Genomic DNA, 19,306 nt, shown 5'->3' with positions numbered 1-19,306 from the left:
ACAAAATTCTCTGTCTGATCGTTCCCAGAGCAGCCAATCCATTGGCGTCAAAAAAAACCTGTCATCAATGATGGCACTTTGTCATAATGCCGCCCCTTTTCCGCTCCCCACCGCGTTGCTGTGCCGGGACACCCCCCGTTTTTCAAGAAGGAAATACTCAGTGAGAATGATCTCCCGGATGCTGGTCTCAGGCGTTGCGATTGCTGTGCTGGGCACAATCGCCGGCACGCTCGCCGGTTGCGCGACCGAAAGCTCCCGCGCGCTGCCGGTAGCCAAGGTTGAAAGCGCCACGCAAGTCTGGACTGGCGTTCGCGTGCCGATGGCCGTGGGCAAGTTCGATAACCGCTCCAGCTATATGCGCGGGATCTTCTCCGATGGCGTCGACCGTCTCGGTGGTCAGGCCAAGACCATCCTGATCACGCACTTGCAGCAGACCAACCGTTTCTCCGTGCTGGATCGCGACAACATGGGCGAAATCCAGCAGGAAGCGGCGATCAAGGGCCAGGCCCAGCGCCTTAAGGGCGCTGATTACGTGGTCACCGGTGATGTCACCGAGTTTGGCCGCAAAGAGACTGGCGACCACCAGTTGTTCGGCATTCTTGGTCGCGGCAAAACTCAAGTGGCCTACGCCAAGGTCAACCTGAACATCGTCAACATCAGCACTTCGGAAGTGGTGTATTCGACCCAGGGCGCCGGCGAATACGCCTTGTCCAATCGCGAAATCATCGGCTTCGGCGGCACCGCTGCCTACGACTCCACCCTCAACGGCAAAGTCCTGGATCTGGCCATGCGCGAGGCGATCAATCGCCTGGTTGATGGCATGAACGCCGGTGCCTGGAAACCGGGCAACTGATCGACGCCCATTGCAAGGAGCAACAACCCATGAGCTTGAATCTGTCGCGGTCGCTGATGACCCTGACGCTGGCCGCCAGCGCCTTGCTGGCGGGTTGCGCCGGCCCGCAAACCCTGTACCAGTGGGAAGGCTACGAACCCCAGGTCTACGAGTATTTCAAAAGCGAAACACCGAAAGAAGCCCAGGCTGAAGCACTGGAAGCCGACCTGCAGAAGATCCGCTCCACGGGTAAGGCCGTGCCACCGGGTTACCACGCGCACCTCGGTCTGCTGTACCTGAGCATGGGTAAGGACGATCAGATGGTGCAGCAGTTCCGTACCGAAAAGACCCTGTTTCCCGAGTCCGGCACGTACATGGATTTCCTGCTTAAAAACGCCAAGACCGGAGACGCCAAATGATCCCGCGTGCAGTGAAACTGCTGGTGGGCGTGCTGGCACTGACCCTTCTGGGGGGCTGCGTAAAACCCAAGACCGTGGATTACTCGGCGTATAAACAAGCGCGTCCGAAGACCATTCTGGTGCTGCCGCCGCTGAACACCTCGCCGGACGTCAAGGCCTCCTACAGCCTGTTGTCGCAAGTGACGTTTCCGCTGGCCGAGGCCGGTTATTACGTGCTGCCGATCGCGCTGGTTGACGAGACGTTCCGCCAGAACGGCCTGACCACGCCGGATGATATCCATCAGGCACCGCCCGACAAACTGAAGGAAATCTTCGGCGCGGATGCGGCGCTGTACATCACCGTGACCGAGTACGGTACGCGTTACATGGTGATCAGCAGCGAAACCGCAGTGACCGCTACCGCCAGACTGGTCGATCTGAAATCCGGCACCACGCTGTGGACCGGTTCGGCGCGGGCCTCGAGTGAAGAGGGTAACAACGGTAACGCGGGTGGCCTGGTTGGCATGCTGATTACCGCAGCGATGAAGCAGATCATCAACAGTTCTACCGACGCCGGTTATCCGATTGCCGGTGTCGCCAGCAATCGTCTGTTGTCGGCCGGACATCCGGCGGGCCTGCTGTACGGGCCACGTTCGCCTAAATACGGCACGGACTGACAGCGAAGATAAAAAGATCGCAGCCTGCGGTCGCTTCTTGTAAATACATTTGCGAGAAGCGGCAACAGGCTGCGATTTTTTTTGCCTGAACACTTCTCGACTTTCTTCGATATCGACTTGCAATCAAGACCCTGCATCTTGCGGCCGAAGGCGATATCCTGCGCGACAGTTCATGCGCCACGGCAACGTTGCCAGCACGGAAGGAGCTTTCGAGTGACCGAGAAGAAACCGGAAACCACCGTCGACCGCGTCTACCAAGGGGTTTACGAGGCGATCAGCAAGCGTTCGCTGCGTCCGGGGATGAAACTGGGCGAGGCTTCGCTGGCGGAGTTGTTTAATGTCAGCCGCACGTCGGTGCGCGCCGCGCTCAAGCATTTGGAGGCCGACGGACTGGTGACTACCGAGCCCAATAAAGGCGCATCGGTTTCGTTGCCCAGTAACGAAGAGATTCGTTCGCTGTTTGAAACCCGGCGCCTGATCGAGATCGGCATTGTCACCGAGCTATGCCGACGCAAAGACATCGCCGCCATGCAGGTCCTGCGTGAACACTTGCTGCTGGAAGATCAAGCCCATGAGGCCGGCGATCACGAGCGACTGATCTACCTGCTCGGCGAGTTCCACCTCAAGCTTGCCCGCAGCCTGAATAATCCGGTGCTGCTCGACTGGTTCCAGAAGCTGATTTCCCGCGCCTCGCTGTACATTGCCGCACTGGATGACGACAGCCACGAAGCCTGCCGCGACAATGAGCACCTGCGCTTGATCGAGTACATCGAGGCCGGCAATCAGAGCGCCGCCATCGAACTGACCTGCGTGCACCTGAACGGTATCGAGAAGGCCATTCTCGACGTCGCCGCCAAAATGAAAACTGGCTACCATCCGCTCAAACATCTGATCGGTGTTTAAACCTGAACGGCGTCTGAAATCGGCTATACATCTAATGAAACCAATACGCTCGGCGATGCTCGAAACAGACGGGCATCGCGTCCTTTCGGCGTCGCGGTTTATCGGGCAATCAGCACAGGACACCGAGTCAACCGATGCAGTTTTTATCCGATAGCCACGGTTGTGACGGTTGGAAAGGCGAAATGGCCGGGCGCATTTGTGCGTTCGACTGGAGCCAGACTGACCTGGGGCCGCTGGATACCTGGCCCACCAGCTTGCGCAGCGCCGTGCAAATGCTGCTCGCTTCGCCGTTGCCGATGGTCATGCTGTGGGGCCGCGCTGGCTACATGATCTACAACGACGGTTATTCGGAGTTCGCGGGTGGCCGGCATCCCTACCTGCTGGGTTCACCGGTGGAACTGGGCTGGCCGGAAGTCGCCGAGTTCAACCGGCATGTGGTGGATACGTGTCTGGCCGGTGGCACCTTGTCTTACCGCAACAAGGAACTGGTATTACTGCGCGATGGCGTGCCCGAAGACGTCTGGATGGATCTGTATTACAACCCCGTACCCGACGACACGGGCGCGCCTGCCGGTGTGATGGCGACGGTGGTGGAAACCACTGAACGGGTGGTTGCCGAACAGCTGCGTCAGGCCGCCGAAGATGCCTACCGCGCCGATAACGAACGGGTGCGTCTGGCATTGAATGCCGGCGCCTTGCTCGGCTCGTTTGTCTGGGATGTGAAAAGCGACACGATGTCGGCAGACGAACGTTTCGCCCGGACGTTCTCTTATCCACCGAACCAGGATCTGAGCAACCTGGCGCAAGACGTCGCTCGCTCGCGCATCCACCCCGATGACTTGCCCTGGGTGCAGGAGCGGGTCGTCCATTCAATGCAGACCGGTGAGCCCTACAACGCCGAATACCGTGTACAGCGCAGCGATGGCAGTTATCTGTGGGTACTGGCCAGCGGTGCCTGCGAGTTCAATGAACAGGGCGAACCGTTTCGTTTCCCCGGTGTGTTGATCGACATCCACGAGCGCAAGATCGCCGAAGAGTCGCTGCTCAAATTCACCCGCAACCTTGAACAACGCGTGGCCAGTGAAGTGGGGGCGCGGCTGGCCGCCGAGGAGCAATTGCGTCAGTCGCAGAAGCTCGAAGCGATCGGCGGACTGACTGGCGGCGTGGCCCATGACTTCAATAACCTGTTGCAAGTGATCGCCGGCAACCTGCACTTGCTGGCACGCCATGAGCCGGACAATGCCAACGTGCAACGGCGCGTCAGTGCCTCGCTGGCAGCAGTCGAGCGCGGTGCCAAGCTGTCCTCGCAATTGCTTGCGTTTGCCCGGCGTCAGCCGCTATCACCGGCAGTGTGCAAACCGCAGCAGATCTTCGACGGCGTGGGCGAGTTATTGCAACGGGCGTTGGGCGAAACCATTCAGATCGATATGCAGTTGCCGCAAGAACCGTGGCACATCAACGTCGACCGCAATCAACTGGAAAACGCGATTCTCAACCTGGCGATCAACGCCCGGGACGCGATGCAGGGTGAGGGCACCATTGTCCTCAGCGCCCTCAATACCCGACTCGACAGCACGTTTTGCGCCGGTAAAGGCATCTGCGCAGGCGATTTTGTGCGGGTGGCGGTCAGCGATACCGGTCCAGGCATTCCGCCGCAGATGCTGGAGCAGGTGTTTGAACCGTTCTTCACCACCAAGGCCGACGGCCAGGGCACCGGGCTGGGCCTGAGCATGGTGTTTGGTTTCGTCAAACAAAGTGGCGGACACGTCGAGATCGACAGTACGCTCGGCGAGGGCACGCGGGTGCAGCTGTATTTCCCGCGCAGCCTGCGGCCGATCCGCGAAGAGTCACCGAGCATCGACAATCATCAGAGAGGTGGTCACGAGACGATTCTGGTGGTCGAGGACAACGACGCGGTGCGCACCTCGGCCGTCGAGTTGTTGCGTGAAGAAGGTTACCGGGTGTTGACCGCAGGCAACGGCGATGCGGCCATGCAGATGCTGCTGGAGGGCGCCGATGTCGATCTGATTTTCACCGACGTGGTCATGCCGGGGCTGATCAAGAGTTCCGATCTGGCCGGGTGGGCCAAGGTGCAGGCACCACAGGTGGCAGTGCTGTTCACCTCCGGCCATACCCGCGACATCATTTCGCGCAATCACCAACTCAGCCCCGACACCCATTTGCTGGGCAAACCCTATGGCCCCGAAGCGCTATTGCAGATGATTCGTGCGGTGCTTAACGACTGAGCTGAAAACTCCCTCACCAAGGCAGGCTGATGACTTCCAAACGCACCTCCAAAGCACCCGCCGGTATGGTTCGGGTGCGTGGCGCCCGTGAGCACAATCTGAAGAACGTCGACGTCGACATCCCCCGCGATGCGCTGGTGGTGTTCACCGGCGTGTCCGGTTCGGGCAAGTCGTCGCTGGCGTTTTCCACCTTGTATGCCGAAGCCCAGCGCCGCTATTTCGAGTCAGTTGCGCCGTACGCGCGACGGCTGATCGATCAGGTGGGTGTGCCGGATGTCGACTCTATTGAAGGCTTGCCGCCCGCCGTGGCCCTGCAACAGCAGCGCGGTACGCCCAGCACACGCTCGTCGGTGGGCAGCGTGACCACGTTGTCGAGCCTGATCCGCATGCTTTATTCCCGCGCCGGCAGTTATGCGCCGGGTCAGGCGATGTTGTACGCCGAGGACTTTTCACCGAACACCCCGCAGGGCGCCTGTCCGGAGTGTCATGGGCTGGGCCGGGTGTATGAAGTCACCGAAGCACTGATGGTGCCTGATCCAGACCTGACCATCCGCCAACGGGCCGTCGCTTCCTGGCCGTTGGCCTGGCAGGGGCAGAACCTGCGCGACATCCTCGTGACCATGGGCATTGATGTCGATATCCCGTGGCGCAAACTGCCGAAAAAGCAACGCGACTGGATTCTCTTTACCGAAGAAACCCCGACCGTGCCGGTGTATGCCGGGCTGACGCCAGAAGAAACCCGCGTCGCCCTCAAGCGCAAAATGGAGCCGAGTTATCAGGGCACGTTCACCGGTGCCCGTCGCTACATCCTGCACACCTTCACCCACTCGCAAAGTGCGCTGATGAAGAAGCGCGTTTCGCGGTACATGCTTGGCAGTCCTTGTCCGCTGTGCGATGGCAAACGCCTGAAGCGCGAAGCGTTGTCAGTGACGTTTGCCGGCTACGACATCGGTGAACTGTCTCAGATGCCGTTGCTGCAAGTCGCCGAAGTATTGAAACCGGTGGCGGCGGCCAGTTACCTGGAACACGCCGAAGAAAGCGGCGAAACCTTGAGCCATGCGCAGACCCGCGAAGCGCGCCAGCAACGCGTCGTCCACGGTGCGAGCGGCCATGCCGGCGCGCCGGATGTGCGCCACACGCCGAACCTGTCGCTGGAAAAGCGGCTGGCGGCGCAGCGCATTGCCGAAGATCTGCTGGAGCGGGTCAGCACACTGACTGATCTGGGGCTGGGTTATCTGGCGCTGGAGCGCAGCACGCCGACCTTGTCGTCCGGTGAATTGCAGCGTTTGCGCCTGGCCACACAATTGGGTTCGCAGTTGTTTGGCGTGATCTACGTGCTCGACGAACCGTCCGCCGGGCTGCATCCCGCTGATGGCGAGGCGCTGTTCGAAGCCTTGCAGCGTTTGAAGGCCGACGGCAACACGCTGTTTGTGGTCGAGCATGATCTGGAAACCATGCGCGGCGCCGACTGGTTGATCGACGTTGGCCCGGCGGCGGGTGAGAAGGGTGGGCAGATCCTGTACAGCGGCCCGCCAGCGGGTCTGGCCGACATCGAGCAATCGCAGACCCGCGCTTATCTGTTCGCTGAGCAGCAGCGTCCGACACGAGCGGCGCGCAAGCCATCGGGCTGGCTGAAACTCGATGGCATCAGCCGCAATAACCTGAGTCATCTCAGCGCCGAATTTCCTTTGGGTTGCTTCACCTCGGTGACCGGCGTGTCCGGTTCCGGCAAGTCGAGTCTGGTCAGTCAGGCCTTACTGGAATTGGTCGGCGCGCAACTGGGGCGGCCGAGCGTTGATGCCGAACCTGAAGAACTCAGCCTTGAGGACGACGCGCCGCAGGTCAGCAGCGGTCAGGTGATCGCCGGGCTGGAGTCGATCAAGCGCCTGGTGCAGGTCGATCAAAAGCCCATCGGCCGCACGCCACGCTCCAATCTGGCGACCTACACCGGTCTGTTCGACAACGTGCGCAAGCTGTTCGCCGCGACGCCCGAGGCGCAGGCGGCCGGTTATGACGCCGGGCAGTTTTCCTTCAACGTCGCCAAGGGCCGTTGCCCGACCTGCGAAGGAGAGGGTTTTGTCAGCGTCGAGTTGTTGTTTATGCCCAGCGTGTATGCGCCGTGCCCGACCTGTCATGGCGCGCGTTACAACCCGCAGACCCTGGCGATTCTCTGGGAAGGCTTGAGCATTGCCCAAGTGCTGCAATTGACGGTCGATGAAGCGGTGACGGTGTTTGCCGGACAGCCGGGTATTCGTCGTTCGCTGGAGGTGCTGCGTGATATCGGCCTCGGTTATCTACGGCTGGGGCAACCGGCCACGGAACTGTCCGGCGGCGAGGCGCAGCGGATCAAACTGGCCACCGAACTGCAGCGCAACCAGCGCGGCGCGACCTTGTATGTGCTGGATGAACCGACCACCGGCCTGCATCCACGGGATGTCGATCGATTGCTGGAACAGCTCGATACGCTGGTGACAGCGGGGCACACGGTGATCGTGGTCGAGCATGAAATGCGCGTGGTCGCCCAGAGTGACTGGGTGATCGACATCGGCCCGGGGGCGGGGGATCAGGGCGGCAAGATTGTTGTGGCGGGTACACCGCAGAAAGTCGCTGCGAGTAAAAAGAGCCGGACAGCGCCGTTTCTGGCCCGGGCCTTGAGCCGATAGTCGCGCGCGTCGATGGGCACGGCTGGCGATTGCGATGTTTTGAACGTTGGCGCGGCGCCGGCTTCGAACTTTCAAGGCCCGACTGGTTTCAGTCGCGCTGGCTTTGAACAACGAGGTGCTTATGAGCGATCAACAGCAAAATCAGTCGGGGCAGCCGATCAATCGCAATGATCCGGCCATCGACCCGCAAGTGCCGGGGCAACCGGCGCCGACGCAACCTGCACAACGCCAGGGTGATACGGAGCAGGCGCAAAGTGCTGATCCGGCGGTGGATCAGAAGAACCAGCACACCGACAACGACAATGAGTTCAGCCCGGGTTTCGAGCCTGAGCCGGATCGTGCGAAACCGGGTGAGGAGACGGATGCAGATATAGACACGGATGGGGGTTAATCAGGGTCGCAAATAACGAGGCCGCATCCATTGGATGCGGCCTCGTTATTCGCAGCCGATCATTTATTTGCTCGGATGCTTGGCTTGCAGTTCCTTCGCCGCTGCCAGATGTTTTTCCAGCGCCGGCAGCATTTTCTGGGCGAACGCTTTCAGCTCAGTCGCGCCTTTGACCTTGTCATCCGTCACGGTGTTGGCCTGCTTCTTGAACAACTCGATGGTGTCTTCGTGAGCCTTCACCTGATTGTTGGCGTAGGCCGCGTCGAAGGACTCGTCGCGCATGTCGAGGATTTTCTCTTTGGCCTGCTTGACCAGCGTGGTGGTGTCCGGCACCTCGATGTCATGGGCCTTGGCAATCGTCGCCAGTTCATCATTGGCGTTGCCATGGTCGGTAATCATCATGGTGGCGAACGCCTTGATGTCCGCTGATTGGCTTTTTTCCAGAGCGAGGCGGCTGGTTTCGATTTCAGCAATGCCACCGGCAGCGGCGTTATCGACGAAGTTGTTGTCGGTGGCAGCGAAGGCGCTGCTCATGCCAGTGCTCAAAGCGACAGCCAGTACCAGATGACGCAGCTTGAATCCGTCCATTTGTGTATCTCCACGCAGTTTGTTGTGAGCGTTATGCAGTGGAGGCAGGGCGACGGACAAAGGTTTTATCGCATTTGCGACAGGGCGACGAACGGCCACCGCTGGTCTGACAGGTGGTCGACAGAACGGCTCAACCGAGGCCATTCTGGTAACTGGGCAGCGCAATCGGTCGCGTTGGCCACCCGATCAACTGATGGAGGTGTTCCATGCCGGTTCCCCATGACCTGTTACAGGACTTGAAGATTGCAAAGGAAGAGATCCAGCACAAACGCTCCAACGATCCGTTACTGGATTCATTGATCAACAAGTATGCCGAAGCTGATGCCGAAGTGGTCAAGGCCGAAACCGCCCAGTCGGATGCCCCCAGTGACGACGCACTGAAGAAACTCAAAGAGAAGCGCTTGCAGGTCAAAGACAAGATCGTCCAGCAGTTACAGGCGAAAGCCTGACCCCTGATTAACCTGCCGACCTACGGTTGCAGATTGACTGGAACGACGGCCACGCCCGGCACCTCGAATGTTCAGAGTCTTCCATCATCGACTCTTTGCGAGGTGCCTTATGAACGATCCCAAATTCCCCAGTGAAGAGCAGGGCGCATTCGACCCGGTTCCGACCCATCCCGAGCCTAATAGCCCGGCGCATACCACCGCATTCCCTGAAGAGCCGGTTGAAGAACTGCCGGAGGATGAAGACCCCGACAAGTTCGATAAATCCTCTAATTGACAGACCGCCATCGCTGGCAAGCCAGCGATGGCGTCAGTCACTCCAGCGCAAATTCAGCAGGCTTACTTCAGGGCTTCAGTCAGTGGCAACCGCGCCATATGCGTTGCCTTGAGCGATCCGAAATACAACCAATCCCCATACTCGCGCACCGTGGTGATCGGCGAATAATTGCCGCTGCTGGCATCTTGCAAATTGGCAATCACCTTGCCCTCAAGATCCAGCCCCAACACAAATCCGCGCTTTTCCACCGGTTTGGGGAATACGGTCAGCGCCCGCACGATCATCTTGCGTACGAACGGATATCCGGCGGTGCCATCCAGTAACGCATTGCGCGGTGCATAGAGGGCCACCCAAAAGCGGTTGCTGCCATTGAACGCCAGGTTGTCCGGCAGCCCCGGCAAATTGTCGATGAACACGTCGTGGGTGCCAGCCTTCGGCCCGGTCAGCCAGAAGCGGCTGATGCGGTAGGCGCCGGTCTCGTTGACCAGCACGTAGGCGTCATCCGGGCCGAGGGTTACACCGTTGGCGAACTCCAGTTTGTCCAGCAGTACGCTGGTTTTGCCAGTCTGGAAGTCATAGCGCAGCAGACGGCCGTCGCCGCCGTGCTCGATGATTGCCTCGCCGTCATGGCCGTAACCCCAGCGACTGGAGGCATCGCTGAAATAGGCGTAATGCCCGGACTTGTCGATCGCTACGTCGTCGGTGAAACCAAATTCAAGGTCGTTGGCAGCGGTGGTCAAGGGAATCAACTGGCCTTGAGCATCCAGCGAGAGCAAGCCTTTGACCCCGTCGGCGATCACCAGCAACCCGTTGGGATGCCGCGCCAGCCCCAACGGTCTTCCGCCGGTATCAGCCAGAACTTTGCGCGTCTTGCCGTCGAGACTGGTGCGGATCAGCCGCCCGTCATGCAGCCCGGTGATCAGAAAATCGCTCTCCAGTAGCAGCGCTTCCGGGCCTTCGATATCACTGGGCCCGACCTGTTCGGTCGCTTTGAGACGCTGGTTGTCGGCATAGACGCCTTCACTGAGGGAGGGCGCCGACGCCGGTTTCCACGCGACCGGTTCCACCCGGGTGGGCATCAGCAGCAGATACGCGATGACGACAACAATCAGCAGCAATAAAAACCGCCGCCACCTCATGCGCTGGCCCTCACGGACGCCAGATGCTGTGCCGCTCTATCGCGCAACGCGAGCATCGATGCCGCCGACTCCCGCTCGATGCGGCGTTTGAGCAATAACTGATTGGCAATGCGCATGCCCAAACCGTCGAAGCGATAATCAAGCGTGCGCACAAACCGTGTGCCGTTGCCTTCAGCCGAGCACTCGTAGGTCAACAGCAATGACAAACCGTGATCGCCTTGCGCTCGCGCGCACCAGCGTCGGCCGGGCAGGTACTCGGTGACTTCCCAACTGAGGTGACCGGCACGTCCGCCGGCATGAATATCTTCTTCAAACCGTGACCCGGCGTGCAACGGGCCTTGCGCGCCGTCGATCTTTAATGAAGACGGGTGCCACTCGGGCCAGTGGCTGACACTGGCGGCATAGGCGAGCACGGCAATCGGGTCGCCGGCGATATCGATCGTGTGCTGCATGCGGGTCATGGGCATTCTCGAATAGCTCGAAGGGGAGGTTTCCGGCTCCCAGTACAGGGTGCCGAACAGGTAGTCCATCAGTGGCAGGACGATATTGAAATTGCGCTCCTGCATGCGCTCGCGACGGTGATGCAGTTCGTGCAAACGCCGCATCTGGCGAATCCACGGCAGGCGCGTCAGCGGGTTGTCTGGCGGCAGGTGTTCAGCAGCGTGAAACACCTCGTAGGCCAGATAACCCAGGACCATGCAGCCGCCAAATAACCCGGCAACATTGGCGTTGACCTGCGCGACAAGCCACCACAACGGCAGAGTGATGACCAGCGTGTGAATCACGATCAACCACGCCGGGAACAGAATCACTCGCCAATCCCGGGCGCTGTCGTAAGTCATGTGGCCGGGGGTGAAGAAGCTGTGATGGTCGCCCGCATGCCGGGCGTAGAACATTTTTGCGAAAGCTTTTTTATGGTGGCCGAGATGGCGATGGACCATGTACACGCCAAAGTTGAACAACAACAGCGTCAGCGGCACGGTCAGCCATTCCAGCCAACCGACCTGTTGCACGGTGCTCCAGAACGCACCGATGGCCAACACACCGAACAGCAGCACGAAGACGCCGTGCAGCCACGGGTTGTAAAACGGATGGATCGCCGCGCGATAGCGGCTGCGAAATGCCTCGGTGGTCTGCCTCACTGCGTTCACCTGTGGGTATTGTTGTTATACCCGGCAGATTAGCCGATCCCGCCGTTTGTGCAGCCCAGACCTTGAGGCCACATGCGCCATGCTGCGCGGCAAATCGGTAGCGTCAGCTCAACGGGTTCCAGCGTTGTGACCAGTCGTCATCGGTGCGGATCACTTCGCGCAGCAGATTGAAGGCTTGCTGCAGCGTCGCCGAGTCGCGATCGCGCGAGTACACCAGATAGGTCGGATAGCCGAATTCAGGGGCTTTGGTCACCGGTTCCAGTGCGCCGCTTTCCAGATAGGTGCGCACTACGCGCGTACGGAAGTAGCCGCTGCCGCCATTTTCGAGGATGTATTGCAGGGCCAGCGGGCCGAGATTGAAACTCAGCGCTGCTTTGGCTTTTTCCGGCAGAGCGGCATCATGCTGACGGCGGAAGTCCGGCCCCCAGTCGATGTAAACGTACGGATCGGGCCGATCCGGCGCACGCACCAGAATCAGTTTTTCTTCCAGCACCTGCTCGACCTGCAATCCCGGCCAGTATTCCGGTTGATAGACCAACGCGGCGTCGAGCACGCCGAGCTCGAGTTGGCGCAGCAGGTTTTCGCCATCGCGGATTTCCATGCGCAGGGCATGGCCGGGGATTTTCTCGCGCAATTGGGCCGCCCAACTGAGCATCAACGGGTTGCACAGGCTGACTTCACCGCCGATGTGCAGCACGTTGTGATAACCCTCGGGCAGCGGCAAATCGCGGCGGGCGGCTTCCCAGGTCTGCACCAGTTGATTGGCGTAGACCACGAACGCTTCGCCATTGGGCGTCAATTTCGCCCCGGCGCGATTGCGTACAAACAAGGTACTGCCCAACTGACTTTCGAGCTTTTGCACCCGGGCGGTGATCGCCGTTTGCGTAACGAACAACTTCTGCGCAGCAGCGGCGAGACTGCCGTGGCGGACGATTTCGAGGAAGGTGCGGGCGAGGTCGATGTCCATGGGCGGGCCGGTGTTTGAGGTGGCGAGCATTGTAAAGGCAAAAGCCCCTCACCCTAACCCTCTCCCTGAGGGAGAGGGGATTGACCGAGGTGTCTTGCGTCACACATCGACCTGAAAGATCGAATCGATTATGGATTCAAAGCAAGACCCTCAGGTCGGTTTAGATCGCCAATATCACCGGCTCGGTTCCCTCTCCCTCGGGAGAGGGCCAGGGTGAGGGGAAAGCGGTCACCACCGACTCAACTGGCCAACTCGACCGAACGCACCCGCGCCCAATCCTCCACCAGCCGCGCCGGGGTGCCACACGCCTTGCGCTTGTAAACAAAATTGCGGCATTTCTCGGCAAACCCGTTGCGGTTGTAAAGCATGTCTTCCTGCATTTCCTGCAACTCGCTTTCGCGGCATTGCTGGATCAGCACTTGATCAATCCGTGACTTGCGTTCACGCACAGCGGCGTAAGTCGGATCGCTCAAAACGCTGTTGGCCCGTTGCAACAACCACAATGAAAACTCATCAGGGCAACGCGGGCCGATTTCCTGAACCATGCCCAGTTGCAGCGCCTGGCTGGCACTCACCGGCAGACACGCTTGAGCCAATTGCTCGGCCATTGCCGGGCCGACGGCGCGAGGCAGGCTGTACGTCCAGTATTCCGAGCCATACAGGCCCATGCTCTTGTAATGCGGATTGAGCACGATATCGGCCCGGGCAAATACAACATCGGCAGTCAGAGCGAGCATCACACCACCGGCGCCGGCACTGCCCGTCACCCCGCTGACCACCAGTTGCCGGGCACTCAGCAACTCTTCACAGACGTCATCGATCGCCTGAATATTCGCCCAGGCTTCAGCGCCCGGATCCTGCGCGGCCTGAATCACATTCAAATGCACACCGTTGGAAAAGCTCCCGCGCCCACCCTTGATCAGCAACACCTGAGTGTCGCGGGACTTGGCCCAGCGCAACGCTTCAACCATGCGCCGGCATTGCTCGGTGCTCATGGCGCCGTTGTAGAACTCGAAGGTGAGCTCGCCGACATGCCCGGACTCGCGGTAACGAATCGGCTGATACGACTCGTCGCTGAACGGCTGACTGGCAATCGACCCGTCCAGCGTCGGGACATCGACCAATTGCCCGGCCAGCACGTGCCGCGCCGGTTGCTTGAAGGTCTCTTCGCCGGGCTGCGGTTTGCGCCGCAGCGAGCCGATCCACACACTCTGATCACCGGCCGCGACCAGCACCGCATCGTCATGCACCGCGAGAATTTCGCCGGGCATGCCAGTGCGCGAGTCCAGGTGCCCGTCGTACAGGTAATACTGCCCGCCGGCCAGGCTTGCCAGCACGCCGGGCTGGCCGTCCGCCGCGTCTATGCTGCGTTTGATGAAGCGTGCGCAGTCGTGCCAACTGAAGCTGCGATCAACCTGCTTCATGTTCGGCTGCAAACGCCCGCGTACTGTCGGGTCGGTGTAGTCCAGCACCACTGGCACGAAGCCTTCAACGAATTTTTCCACCACTTCGCGAATGCAGCGAATGGCCGCATCACTGACTCGACCGTTGTACAACTCGGATTTGCGCAATCCGGGCGGCAGATTGAATTCGCAGGTAGCCCAGACCGGCCCGGCGTCCATTTCCTCGACCGCTTGCAGCGCCGTCACGCCCCAGCGTGTCAGCTCGTTGGTAATCGCCCAGTCCAGCGCACTGGCGCCACGATCGCCAACGATGCCGGGATGGATGATCACCACCGGGCGTTCAGTATTGCTCCACAGTGCTTGCGGGACGCGGTCTTTGAGGAACGGGCAGACCACCAGATCGGCGCCGCTGTGTTCGATCTGCTCGCACACTGAGGCCTCGTCGGTAAACACCACGACACTGGGCGAATGCCCAGCTTCACGCAGGTCCAGCCAGGCACGTTGGGTCAGGCCGTTAAACGCCGACGACAGCAGAATGATGTTGAGTGGTCGCATGAAAGTTCTTCCTTGAATGGGATCAGCCGCAGGCTCCCGGTGAGCCTTCCCTGGCCTTCGATGGAGCCGGAAGATTAATCAGTGACCGCTCGCACACCAGTGATCGAGATCAACGTTGTGTCAGCCAATTTCCCTGGCGCTCAAACGCAAAATCCCGCCATAAGGGCGGGATTTGTTTGAAGCTGAACTGCAGTCTTACGAAGGGAACAGCTCGGACAGTTTCATTGCCAGCATCATGTCGCCTTCAGCGCGCAGTTTGCCGCCCATGAACGCTTGCATGCCGTCGGTCGAACCGTCGACGATGCCTTCCAGGGTTTCGCCGTCCATCACCAGAGTGACCTGGGCGTCCGGGTTCTCGCCTTCTTGCAGTTCACAGGTGCTGTTTTTGACGATCAGCGAGAAGTTTTTGGTCTCGTCGATGCGGAAACCGAAGACCAGATCCAGACCGGCAGCAGCGGCTGGGTTGAACTTGGCTTTCATTGCTTGTACGGCATCAGCTACGGAGGTCATGGTTCGATCCTTTCTAGGGTAATAAGAGCTGGTTGATTACAGCAAGGGTCACAGTAATCCGGACTCAGCGGAAAGTGATGAGTTCCGGAGCCTTCAACAGTTGCAGGTGCGCATGACTGTTGAAGGAGGCCAACGCCACCTCGCGACCGCGGAATTTCAGCTGGTTGAGCGAGGTGTTGACGATTTGCCAGTTCAGTTCAAAGGCCTGTCTGGCAGGCATTTGCGTAATGAGGTGGAGCAGGGCAGTGATGGTGCCACCGGACGTGAACACGGCGATTTTCTGGTTTTTCTCTGCTTGTTCGAGAATCCGGTGCAATCCGGCCTGGACTCTTGCGACAAAACCCAGCCAGCTTTCCAGCCCCGGGGTGTCGTAAGTGCCAGCCAGCCAGCGCTCGATGATCAGGGCGAAAATGCGCTGGAATTCACTGCGGTTTTGCGCGGCGTTGCGCAGGATGTCGAGGGCTTCCGGCTCGTCCGGGAGCATCGCCGGGAGCAGGGCGCGGATCACCGCGTCGGCATCGAATTCGTTGAACGCGGAATCGGTTTCCAGGGTTGGCACCGACAGGCCTTTTGCGGTGAATTGCTCCAGCGCGCTGGTAGCCGTGTGCTGCTGGCGGCGCAGGTCACCGCAGAGGCAGCGATCGAAGCTGATCCCCAGTTCGGCGAGGTGTTGACCGAGGATTTCTGCCTGGCGCACACCGGTCGGCGACAGGACGTCATAGTCGTCTGCACCAAAGGAGGCCTGGCCATGTCGAATCAAGTAGATGCTGCCCACGTCCGCGTCATCCCGGTACGTTGAAGGTTTGGCGAGGTTATGAGGATGATGGAGAGCTGTCAATGAAAAAACATACGCTTGTTTGAAATGCCCGTTACAGGCGTGTTGCCAGAGGTTTCACGGCTGGCCGACGAGCCAGCGCATGGGTATGCTGGAGCCATCCCGCGTGTGTGTTACATCCACGCATCGTTTTAAGGAGTCTCTGTGGAGTTTTTGTCCGAATACGCCAGCTTCCTGGCCAAGACCGTCACTCTGGTGATCGCCATTCTGGTGGTGCTCGCCAGTTTTGCAGCATTGCGCAGCAAGGGGCGGCGCAAGTCGGCTGGCCAGTTGCAGGTCAGCAAGCTCAATGATTTCTATAAAGGCCTGCGTGAGCGCCTGGAGCAAACCCTGCTCGACAAGGATCAGCTCAAAGCCTTGCGCAAGAGCGAGGCCAAGACCGAAAAAAGCGAGAAGAAACAGAAGAAAAAGCCTGAGGTTAAACCACGGGTGTTTGTGCTGGATTTCGACGGCGACATCAAAGCCTCGGCCACCGAGAGTCTGCGTCATGAGATCACTGCGCTGCTGACCCTCGCCACACCAAAGGACGAAGTCGTCCTGCGTCTGGAAAGCGGCGGTGGCATGGTGCACAGCTATGGACTGGCTTCGTCGCAACTGGCGCGAATCCGCGAAGCCGGCGTGCCGCTGACCGTGTGCATCGACAAGGTCGCGGCGAGCGGCGGCTACATGATGGCGTGTATCGGCGAAAAGATTATCAGCGCGCCGTTCGCAATTCTCGGCTCGATTGGCGTGGTCGCGCAATTGCCCAACGTCAACCGCTTGCTGAAAAAACACGACATCGATTTCGAGGTGCTGACCGCCGGTGAATACAAGCGCACCCTGACGGTGTTTGGCGAAAACACCGAGAAAGGTCGCGAGAAATTTCAGGAAGACCTCGACATTACCCATCAACTGTTCAAGAACTTCGTTGCCCGCTACCGGCCGCAACTGGCTATCGATGACGTGGCGACCGGCGAAGTCTGGCTCGGCGTCGCGGCGCTGGACAAGCAATTGGTCGATGAACTCAAGACCAGCGATGAATACCTCGCACAGAAAGCCAAACAGGCCGAGGTTTATCACCTGCATTACGCCGAACGCAAAAGCCTGCAGGAACGCATTGGCATGGCGGCCAGCGGTTCGGTCGATCGCGTGCTGTTGAGTTGGTGGAGTCGTTTGACCCAGCAACGCTTCTGGTAAACAGTCAGGCATAAAAAACGCCGGTCAATGACCGGCGTTTTTTTGTGTCCAGTAAACCGCAGGCTTAGCGGCGACGGAACAGCGGCAGCGGTTCGTCAGTGGCGGCCTGATAGGTCACCGAGAAGTCCTTGAGACCTTCGAGGGCTTCATAGGGATCTTTGTCCGGACGTACAGCGAAGGCGTCGAAACCGCAGCGATGCATGTAGAACAGTTGGTCGCGCAGCACATCGCCAATCGCCCGCAGTTCACCTTTGAAACCGTAACGGTCACGCAGCAGACGCGCGTTGGAGTAGTTGCGGCCGTCGGTAAACGCCGGGAAGTTCAGCGCGATTACCTGGAAATCGGCGACGTCGTCACCAATCTCCTCGGCTTCTTCATCGGCGTCCAGCCATACGCCCAGGCCGCCGTCGCGGGCCTTGAGCATACGGCTATGTTCGCGCCACAACTGCAATGGCACGATCAGATCGTCACAGTTGCTGATCTCGTCGATGTTGAAATCCTTCGGCAGCAGATGCCAGGTTTCGTCGACGACTTCGTTGTTCTTAATGATTCGCTGCATAGACGCGTTCCTTGAAGAGGTCGATGCCAATACGCTGATAGGTGTCGATGAAGCGCTCGTCTTCGGTACGTTGTTCCACGTACACGTCGATCAGCTTCGAGATGACGTCAGGCATGGCTTCCTGAGCGAAGGACGGGCCGAGGATCTTGCCCAGACTCGCGTCACGGCTGGCGCTGCCGCCGAGGGACACCTGGTAGAACTCTTCACCTTTCTTGTCCACCCCGAGGATGCCGATGTGGCCGACGTGGTGGTGACCGCAGGCGTTCATGCAACCGGAGATATTCAGGTCCAGTTCGCCGATGTCGAACAGATAGTCCAGGTCGTCGAAACGACGCTGGATCGATTCGGCAATCGGGATCGACTTGGCATTGGCCAGCGAGCAGAAATCACCGCCCGGGCAGCAGATGATGTCGGTCAGCAGGCCGATGTTCGGCGTGGCAAAACCGCCTTCACGCAGCTCGCCCCACAGGGTGAACAACTGGCTCTGCTCGACGTCGGCCAGAATGATGTTCTGCTCATGGGAGGTGCGCAGTTGGCCGAAGCTGTAGCGGTCGGCCAGATCGGCGACGGCGTCAAGCTGCTTGTCGGTGATGTCGCCCGGCGCGACGCCAGTCGGTTTCAGCGACAGGGTCACGGCCACATAACCCGGCTTCTTGTGCGCCAGGGTATTGCGGGTGCGCCAGCGAGCGAAGCCTGGATGTTCTTTATCGAGATCGGCCAACTGGGTAGTCTGGTTTTCCAGCGCCTTGTAGTCCGGGTCGACGAAGTGCTTGGCGACGCGATCCAGTTCGGCTTCGGTCAATGTGGTCTGGCCACCGCGCAGGTGTTCCATTTCCGCATCGACTTTTTGTGCGAACACTTCAGGCGTCAGTGCCTTGACGAGGATTTTGATCCGCGCCTTGTATTTGTTGTCGCGACGGCCGTAGCGGTTGTAGACCCGCAGGATCGCGTCGAGGTAGCTCAACAGGTCCTGCCACGGCAGGAACTCATTGATGAACGCGCCGACTACCGGGGTACGACCGAGGCCGCCGCCCACCAGCACGCGGAAACCCAGCTCGCCGGTTTCGTTGTGCACCGGCTCAAGGCCGATGTCGTGGACTTCGATGGCTGCACGGTCAGCGGTCGAACCGTTGACGGCGATCTTGAATTTACGCGGCAGGTAAGCGAATTCCGGGTGGAACGTAGTCCACTGACGGACGATTTCGCACCATGGGCGTGGGTCGATCACCTCGTCGGCGGCGACACCGGCGAACTGGTCAGTAGTGACGTTGCGCAGGCAGTTGCCACTGGTCTGGATCGCGTGCATCTGCACGGTGGCCAGTTCAGCGAGGATGTCCGGGATGTCTTCCACCGCCGGCCAGTTGAACTGCACGTTCTGCCGCGTACTGATGTGGGCGTAGCCCTTGTCGTAGTCACGGGCAATCTTGGCCATCATGCGGGTCTGACGCGAAGTCAGCTGGCCGTAAGGCACTGCCACACGCAACATCGGCGCAAAACGCTGGATGTACAGGCCATTTTGCAGGCGCAGGGGGCGGAACTCTTCTTCGCTCAGCTCACCTGCCAGATAGCGTCGGGTCTGATCACGGAACTGCT

General features: G+C 59.7%; 19 protein-coding genes. 10 read left to right on the top strand and 9 right to left on the bottom strand.

Annotated elements, in window-relative coordinates:
• The first annotated feature begins 166 nt into the window (after positions 1-166).
• The 7 genes from ACIOVB_RS08980 to ACIOVB_RS08950 all read left to right on the top strand — a co-directional run bounded on the left by ACIOVB_RS08980 (position 167) and on the right by ACIOVB_RS08950 (position 8,110).
• Positions 167-853 (top strand): CsgG/HfaB family protein, encoded by a 687-nt coding sequence (locus ACIOVB_RS08980; RefSeq protein ID WP_161986630.1) that lies wholly within the window; start codon positions 167-169, stop codon positions 851-853.
• Positions 854-882: 29 nt separating this feature from the next.
• Positions 883-1,251, top strand: coding sequence for a DUF4810 domain-containing protein (locus ACIOVB_RS08975; protein ID WP_401266827.1), 369 nt, complete (start codon positions 883-885; stop codon positions 1,249-1,251).
• Positions 1,248-1,907, top strand: a complete 660-nt coding sequence (locus tag ACIOVB_RS08970; protein WP_401266824.1) for a DUF799 domain-containing protein — start codon at positions 1,248-1,250, stop codon at positions 1,905-1,907. The genes ACIOVB_RS08975 and ACIOVB_RS08970 overlap by 4 nt, the downstream gene beginning before the upstream one ends.
• Positions 1,908-2,120: 213 nt before the next feature.
• The gene (locus ACIOVB_RS08965) at positions 2,121-2,810 is read left to right on the top strand and encodes a GntR family transcriptional regulator (RefSeq protein WP_187679800.1); all 690 of its coding nucleotides are present in this window, start codon (positions 2,121-2,123) and stop codon (positions 2,808-2,810) included.
• A 134-nt stretch (positions 2,811-2,944) separates the two neighbouring features.
• Entirely contained in the window at positions 2,945-5,056 is a 2,112-nt protein-coding gene (locus tag ACIOVB_RS08960) for an ATP-binding protein (RefSeq protein ID WP_401266821.1), read from the top strand.
• A 29-nt stretch (positions 5,057-5,085) separates the two neighbouring features.
• Positions 5,086-7,719: an excinuclease ABC subunit A gene (locus tag ACIOVB_RS08955; protein WP_401266818.1), complete on the top strand. Its 2,634-nt coding sequence runs from the start codon at positions 5,086-5,088 to the stop codon at positions 7,717-7,719.
• A gap of 121 nt (positions 7,720-7,840) precedes the next feature.
• Positions 7,841-8,110, top strand: coding sequence for a hypothetical protein (locus tag ACIOVB_RS08950; RefSeq protein ID WP_401266815.1), 270 nt, complete (start codon positions 7,841-7,843; stop codon positions 8,108-8,110).
• Positions 8,111-8,173: 63 nt separating this feature from the next.
• On the opposite strand, the gene ACIOVB_RS08945 is transcribed toward ACIOVB_RS08950, so the two are convergent.
• Positions 8,174-8,695 (bottom strand): DUF4142 domain-containing protein, encoded by a 522-nt coding sequence (locus tag ACIOVB_RS08945; RefSeq protein ID WP_187679804.1) that lies wholly within the window; start codon positions 8,693-8,695, stop codon positions 8,174-8,176.
• A 206-nt stretch (positions 8,696-8,901) separates the two neighbouring features.
• On the opposite strand from ACIOVB_RS08945, the gene ACIOVB_RS08940 reads away from it, so the two are divergent.
• Together ACIOVB_RS08940 and ACIOVB_RS08935 are read left to right on the top strand one after the other, a co-directional pair.
• Positions 8,902-9,144, top strand: coding sequence for a DUF465 domain-containing protein (locus ACIOVB_RS08940; RefSeq protein ID WP_187679805.1), 243 nt, complete (start codon positions 8,902-8,904; stop codon positions 9,142-9,144).
• 109 nt (positions 9,145-9,253) lie between these two features.
• A complete protein-coding gene (locus ACIOVB_RS08935) occupies positions 9,254-9,418 on the top strand; it encodes a hypothetical protein (RefSeq protein WP_187679806.1) in 165 nt (54 codons plus the stop codon).
• A gap of 62 nt (positions 9,419-9,480) precedes the next feature.
• Here ACIOVB_RS08935 and ACIOVB_RS08930 read toward each other — a convergent pair whose 3' ends face one another.
• From ACIOVB_RS08930 to ACIOVB_RS08905, 6 genes are all read right to left on the bottom strand, one after another.
• Positions 9,481-10,557, bottom strand: a complete 1,077-nt coding sequence (locus ACIOVB_RS08930; RefSeq protein ID WP_401266811.1) for an SMP-30/gluconolactonase/LRE family protein — start codon at positions 10,555-10,557, stop codon at positions 9,481-9,483.
• Positions 10,554-11,699, bottom strand: a complete 1,146-nt coding sequence (locus tag ACIOVB_RS08925; protein WP_401266809.1) for an SRPBCC family protein — start codon at positions 11,697-11,699, stop codon at positions 10,554-10,556. Before ACIOVB_RS08925 ends, ACIOVB_RS08930 begins: the two co-directional genes overlap by 4 nt.
• A 112-nt stretch (positions 11,700-11,811) precedes the next feature.
• Positions 11,812-12,675 (bottom strand): LysR family transcriptional regulator, encoded by an 864-nt coding sequence (locus ACIOVB_RS08920; RefSeq protein ID WP_187679828.1) that lies wholly within the window; start codon positions 12,673-12,675, stop codon positions 11,812-11,814.
• 239 nt (positions 12,676-12,914) lie between these two features.
• Entirely contained in the window at positions 12,915-14,633 is a 1,719-nt protein-coding gene (locus tag ACIOVB_RS08915) for a hydrogenase maturation protein (protein WP_401266807.1), read from the bottom strand.
• 195 nt (positions 14,634-14,828) lie between these two features.
• Positions 14,829-15,143 (bottom strand): SCP2 sterol-binding domain-containing protein, encoded by a 315-nt coding sequence (locus ACIOVB_RS08910; protein WP_150752030.1) that lies wholly within the window; start codon positions 15,141-15,143, stop codon positions 14,829-14,831.
• A 64-nt stretch (positions 15,144-15,207) separates the two neighbouring features.
• Positions 15,208-15,918, bottom strand: a complete 711-nt coding sequence (locus ACIOVB_RS08905; RefSeq protein ID WP_401266803.1) for a histidine phosphatase family protein — start codon at positions 15,916-15,918, stop codon at positions 15,208-15,210.
• A gap of 204 nt (positions 15,919-16,122) precedes the next feature.
• Here ACIOVB_RS08905 and sohB point away from each other — a divergent pair, with 204 nt between their 5' ends.
• Positions 16,123-17,154 carry a protease SohB gene (sohB, locus tag ACIOVB_RS08900; protein ID WP_187679811.1) on the top strand — a complete coding sequence of 344 codons (1,032 nt, stop codon included), beginning with the start codon at positions 16,123-16,125 and terminating at the stop codon, positions 17,152-17,154.
• A 64-nt stretch (positions 17,155-17,218) separates the two neighbouring features.
• Here the strand turns inward: sohB and ACIOVB_RS08895 are convergent, their stop codons facing one another.
• Together ACIOVB_RS08895 and ACIOVB_RS08890 are read right to left on the bottom strand one after the other, a co-directional pair.
• A complete protein-coding gene (locus tag ACIOVB_RS08895; protein ID WP_187679813.1) occupies positions 17,219-17,713 on the bottom strand; it encodes a DUF934 domain-containing protein in 495 nt (164 codons plus the stop codon).
• A partial coding sequence (locus ACIOVB_RS08890; protein ID WP_401266801.1) for a nitrite/sulfite reductase occupies positions 17,697-19,306 on the bottom strand: 1,610 nt, incomplete at its 5' end. The genes ACIOVB_RS08890 and ACIOVB_RS08895, both read right to left, overlap by 17 nt.

It is taken from the genome of Pseudomonas sp. NPDC087639, assembly GCF_044743385.1.
Classification (GTDB): Bacteria; Pseudomonadota; Gammaproteobacteria; order Pseudomonadales; family Pseudomonadaceae; genus Aquipseudomonas.
This window is presented reverse-complemented; position numbering and strand designations above follow the sequence as displayed.